This is a genomic window from Stenotrophomonas sp. Sm6012 (assembly GCF_030985895.1).
In the GTDB taxonomy this organism is placed as follows: Bacteria; Pseudomonadota; Gammaproteobacteria; order Xanthomonadales; family Xanthomonadaceae; genus Stenotrophomonas; species Stenotrophomonas forensis.
On sequence record NZ_JAPTFX010000216.1, the window covers coordinates 1 to 5,280 of the forward strand.

Below are 5,280 nucleotides of genomic sequence, written 5' to 3' on the forward strand. Positions count from 1 at the left end.
GTTGGCGCCATGGATGGCGCCATCGAGCCCCCATGGATGGGTTTACGGCGTGTCCTGCCGGGCCACACCTACCCGACCAGCCCTCAACAGCCCAGCGCTGCTCTGGGTGTTGACGTTGCCTCTGCAGGTGCAGGGCGCAGCCCTGCCGACCCCCATTCACCCAACATTAGCGGGCGCGGCCGGATCATCCGGCCGCCATGTCCTGTCGCCCGCTCCTGCTGGTGCTGTTGCTGCTTCCCGGCCTGTGGCCCGGGCTGGCCACCGCGCGCACGGTCTACCGCTGCGTGCAGGGCAACACCGTCAGCCTGGCCACCGCACCGGAACCGGGTTCGCGCTGCACGCCGAAGGAAATCGACGACAACGCCATCCAGACCCCGAACCTGTGGGGCAACATGGGCGTGTTCAGCGGTGTGCTGTACGAGCGCGAGCAGGACGGTGCGCTGGTCTACTCGACCCGCAACCTGCCCGGCTCGCGGGTGTTCCTGAAATTCACCGTGGCCACGCCGCCGGGCGAGCCGGCCCATGAGGGCCTGGGCAAGGTCGGCAAGCCCCAGCTGGCGCAGCACGCCAGGCAGTTCAAGGCCGCGGCCAAGGCCACCGGCGTCGACGATGCGTGGCTGCGTGCGATTGCCCATGCCGAAAGCAACTTTGATGCGCTGGCGGTGTCGACCAAGGGCGCACAGGGTGTGATGCAGCTGATGCCGGACACCGCGCAGGAGTACGGCGTGCGTGATCCGTTCTCGCCGCAGCAGTCGATTGATGGTGGCGCCCGCTACATGCGCGCGCTGCTGCGCCGCTACAACGGCGACCGGCCGCTGGCGGCGGCCGCCTACAACGCCGGCATCGGGGCGGTCACCCGCTACAAGGGCGTTCCGCCGTATGCAGAAACCCTGGCCTATGTGGACAAGGTGATGGCGCTGTACGCGCGCTACCGCGAAGCGATGGGCATCCGTACCGAGGTGCCGGCGCGCTAGGTGCTGCTCAGCGCGAGGTGCCGCTGCTGACCAGCGCGTAGCGCTCGATGCGGCCGACGCGTGCGACCTCGGCCTGCACGTCGGCACGCTGCTTGAGCGCACGCCATGCGGCATCGATGCGCACATCGCCGGGAAGCGACGGATAGGTGCGCATGTCCTGCAGGCTGGCCAGGGTTTCGCCGCGGTCGACCGGCGAACGCAGCTGCCCGATCAGCACCGCAGCCGCGCCGTCCAGGTCACCCTGCTCCAGCAGCATCTCGCGATGGAACAGGGGGGCATCGTCGCGCTGGGCGAGGATCACCTCGCGTGCGGTCTCCATTGCGCGGGTATCGCCCTGGCCGCGGGCGGCGGCGAACTGCACCAGCGCCTGTGCAGCCTTGCCATAACCGGCCAGGCCCTGGATGCCCTGCACCGCCTGCGCCGCTTCCTGCGGGCGACCCAGCGAGATCAACAGGAAGCCGATGTTCAACTGGTGCTCGATGCTGTTGGGACCGAGTGCACCGATGCGCGTGGCCTGCTGCGCGGTCGCCAGTGCATCGTCAAGCCGGCCCAGCCGGCGCAGTGCAGTGAGGCGGCTGTTGAGCAGCCACCCGACCCACTCGGCGTCGGTGGCCGAAGGCGACTCACCTGCGGCGGCCGCACGGGCCATGCCGTCGGTCAGCGCCAGCACTTCCTCGTTGCGGTCCAGCATCAGCAGCGTGCTGCTGAATTCGGCCATGCGCGCGTCCAGTGCGCGATCGAGCAGGCCGGACACCCGCAGTTCGTCCAGATGCTTCTGCGCGGCCTGCACCGGATCAAAGCGCGGGTCGCTGCGGTCGACATAGCGGTCGAAGCGCTTGTCGCTGCGCAGCCGGATGATCTCGGCGGGGCCCTTGATACGGGCCAGGGTTGCCGGGACGTCATCGCTACGGCCGTTCTCGGCCTGCAGCGTAGCCAGTGCCAGCCACATGCCGGTCGGCTCCAGGCCGCCACTCTTCCAGCCGTTGTCGAACAGGGCCTGCAGCAGTTCCATGCGCTGTCGTGGCTGGTCGCGCAGGCGGTACTGCAGGTACCTGACCGTGTCGTTCTGCAGCGGCAGCGGCGCATCGGCATGCTTCAGCGCCCGCACCAGGTACTTCGTGGCCGGTGCAGGCTGGCTCTCGGACAGTTCGAGCGAGACCAGGGTCAGCAGGATCTGCGCGTCCTCCGGCAGGGCTTCCGCGGCGCGCAGCAGGTAGCGGCGGGCCTGGACCGGCTTCTTCTGCACCATTGCGGTCCAGCCGGCCACCTGTGCGGCGCGGCCACGATGCTCGGCGTCGAAGTCGTCCAGCAGCGGATCCTCCATCAGCTGTTCCATCGTGATCAGCGCACCCAGTGTGTTGCCACTGCGCGATTGCTCGATCGCATCATCCCAGCGCTTGGCGTAGGCCATGTGCACGGCATCGCTGGTGACCGACGGCTTCTGTGGCGCAACGGTGATCGAGGCCGAAGCAGGGGTGCCTGCCAGTGCGGCCAGCAGCACGGCGGCGAGGGGGAGGGTGCGGGGCATGGAGAATCTCCATCCGTGGGGACAACATTGAAACCGCTGCCGCCAGCGAGAACAAGCGCGATGCATGGAACTCTGGCGCCCGCCGGTACGATTGGCCGTGGCGGATCGCCTGCACAGCGTCTATTGTCGGTGCCTCTTCAGGCAACAGGCAGGCAGCGCAGCGCGATGGCACGGTGGCAATGGATGGCAGCAGGCGTGGCAGTGGCAACCGCAGTGGCATTGGCTGCAACCTGGTGGGAGACGCCGTTGCACACGCTGGCCGAACCGGCAGGCCCGGCGCCGACGCCGTTGGCCTGGACCGCACAGATCGAGCCGCTGGCCGGCGATGGCCATCCGGGTGATCGTGACGGTGCCTCGGCACAGGCCCGCTTTGCCGATCCCTATGCATTGCTGCGTGGCGCCGATGGCAGCGTGTACTTCACCGATGCCGGTGACAACAACCGCATCCGCCGCCGCCTGCCCGACGGCCGTGTCGAAACCGTGGCCGGGCAGGGTGAAGGGCGCATCGATGGCCCGGCGTTGCAGGCCGGCTTCAACACCCCTTCCGGCATTGCCGCCGATGCGCAGGGCAACCTGTATGTGGCCGACACCGGCAACCATGCGATCCGCCGCATCGGCATTGACGGCCAGGTGACCACGCTGGCCGGGGGTGAGCAGGGCCATGCCGATGGACCGGCCGCGCAGGCGCGCTTCGATGCCCCGATGGGCATCGCGGTGGATGCGCAGGGCCAGGTCTACGTGGCCGATACGTTCAACGATCGCATCCGGGTGATCGGCACCGATGGCAGCGTGCGTACGCTGGCCGGCGGTGAGCGCCCGGGGCTGGCCGATGGCGTGGGCGACGCGGCGCGCTTCGATACGCCGGTGGCACTGGCCTTCGACGCGCAGGGCGCGCTGCTGGTGGCCGACCTGTTCAACAATGCGGTGCGCCGCGTCGGCCCCGATGGCACGGTCAGCACGGTGGTGGCTGCCGGTGGGGTGATCAACGGGCCGCTGTCGTTGGCCACCACCCACGACGGCGTGCTGTACGTGGGGGATATGGATGGCCGGATCGTGCAGGTGACACCGCAGGGCCATCAGATCGCGCTGGTGGGCAACGGCCGCCTGCCGCGCCTGGCCCGCCCCAGCGGACTGGCGATGGATGCCGATGGCAGCGTGCTGGTGGCCGATGCGGCCAGCTACCGCCTGCACCGGCTGCGCCCACTGCCGGTGGGTGACCTGCCGGCGCCGGCGCTGGTCGGCCCCGCCGCCGATGCCGCGCTGCCGGACACCGGCGGGCGCTGGCCGCTGGCACCGCAGGACGGTTGGCACGAAGTGGTCGGCACGCTGGGCGAGGTGCGCGGCAACTTCAAGGGCGAGAGCCGCCACCACCTGCACGGCGGCTTCGATGTGCGCGGCGATGTCGGGCAGACCGTGCTGGCGATCGCCGAGGGCAAGGTCAGCAGCCCGATGGCCGCCTGGAGCCTGGGCGAGCAGGCCGAAGGCCTGTCGGTGGATCGCCTCAAGTACATCCACATGCGGGTCGGCCGCACGCCGCGCGATGCACCGTTCGACGCACGCTGGCAGGCGCTGTACGACGAGCAGGGCACGCTGCAGCGGATGCGCGTGCGTCGTGGCATGCGCATCCACGTGGGTGACCGCCTGGGCAGCATCAACAACCAGGCGCACGTGCACCTGGCGGTGGGTAATGGTGGCTTCGAGACCAACGCGGTGGCGTTGGGCTTCCACAACTACGCCGACCACTTCGCACCGCGCATTACCGATGTGGCCCTGCTGGACGACAACGACCAGCCGATGGCCGCAGGCGGCGATGGCGTGGTGATGGTGACGCGCCAGGGCCGCGGCGTGCAGATCGTGGTCGAGGCCTGGGACCAGGTTGACAACAACCTGCCGCGCCGCCGCCTGGGCATGTACCAGGTGGGCTACCAGATCCTCGATGGCGCTGGACAGCCGCTGCAGGGTTACGAGCAGCCGCGCTGGAACATCGTGTTCAACCGCATGCCGCCGCAGAAGGAAGCGGTGCGCGTGGCCTATGCACCGGACAGTGGCATCACCGTGCATGGCAGCGCGGTGACCCGGTTCCGTTACCTGGCCACCAACACCGTGCGTGACGGCCTGATGGAAACCGGCCGCTGGCAGCCGGCGGCGCTGCCGCCGGGCGAGTACATCGTGCGTGCCAGCGTGCGCGACTACAGCGGCAACGAAGGCATCGGCCGGCGCGAGATCAGGGTACGGCTGCTGCCATAGCGGCGGCGGGGGCGCCGCAGCGTTCGCGCTCGGCGTCCATGTCTTCGAGTGGACGCACCTCGATGCTGCCGAAGCGTGCCCACGGGAAGTCGCGGGCGATGCGCATGGCTTCATCGCGGTCGCGCGCCACGATCAGGTTGAAGCCGGCCAGCAGTTCACGGGTTTCGGCAAACGGGCCATCCAGCACGCGGCTGTGCCCCTCGCGCACGCGCAGGGTCTGCGCGGTATCGACCGGCTGCAGCTTCTGCGCGGCCAGCAGCGTGCCTTCGGCCTGCAGCTTGTCGGCGTGGGCGAGGCAGTCGCGCATCAGCGCGTTGAATTCTTCGGTAGGCAGCGCCTGCAGCAGGGCAGGCTCGATGTAGATCAGAAGCAGATACTGCTGCATGGCACGGTCCTGGCGCGGGCGGGGTGCCCATGATGGCGCAGGATTGCGCGTGGGCATGTTGCAGCGCGGGAGGCGCGCCTTCGGCGGGGATCGGCGAACGGCGGAGCCCCTCCGTGGTGGGTTGGGTGGGTCGCTGAAAGCAGGGT

At 69.3% G+C, this 5,280-nt stretch carries 4 protein-coding genes; 2 read left to right on the plus strand and 2 right to left on the minus strand.

What is annotated here, in order from left to right:
* Positions 1–197: 197 nt before the first annotated feature.
* A complete protein-coding gene (locus O0J73_RS21435) occupies positions 198–974 on the plus strand; it encodes a lytic transglycosylase domain-containing protein (protein ID WP_308309591.1) in 777 nt (258 codons plus the stop codon).
* A 7-nt stretch (positions 975–981) separates the two neighbouring features.
* Here the strand turns inward: O0J73_RS21435 and O0J73_RS21440 are convergent, their stop codons facing one another.
* Positions 982–2,502 (minus strand): hypothetical protein, encoded by a 1,521-nt coding sequence (locus tag O0J73_RS21440; protein ID WP_308309592.1) that lies wholly within the window; start codon positions 2,500–2,502, stop codon positions 982–984.
* A 165-nt stretch (positions 2,503–2,667) separates the two neighbouring features.
* On the opposite strand from O0J73_RS21440, the gene O0J73_RS21445 reads away from it, so the two are divergent.
* Positions 2,668–4,749 carry a gluconolaconase gene (locus O0J73_RS21445; RefSeq protein WP_308309593.1) on the plus strand — a complete coding sequence of 694 codons (2,082 nt, stop codon included), beginning with the start codon at positions 2,668–2,670 and terminating at the stop codon, positions 4,747–4,749.
* Here the strand turns inward: O0J73_RS21445 and O0J73_RS21450 are convergent.
* Positions 4,727–5,134, minus strand: a complete 408-nt coding sequence (locus O0J73_RS21450; RefSeq protein WP_197565077.1) for a YciI family protein — start codon at positions 5,132–5,134, stop codon at positions 4,727–4,729. The two genes, O0J73_RS21445 and O0J73_RS21450, sit on opposite strands and share 23 nt — an antisense overlap.
* Between the last annotated feature and the right edge of the window lie 146 nt (positions 5,135–5,280).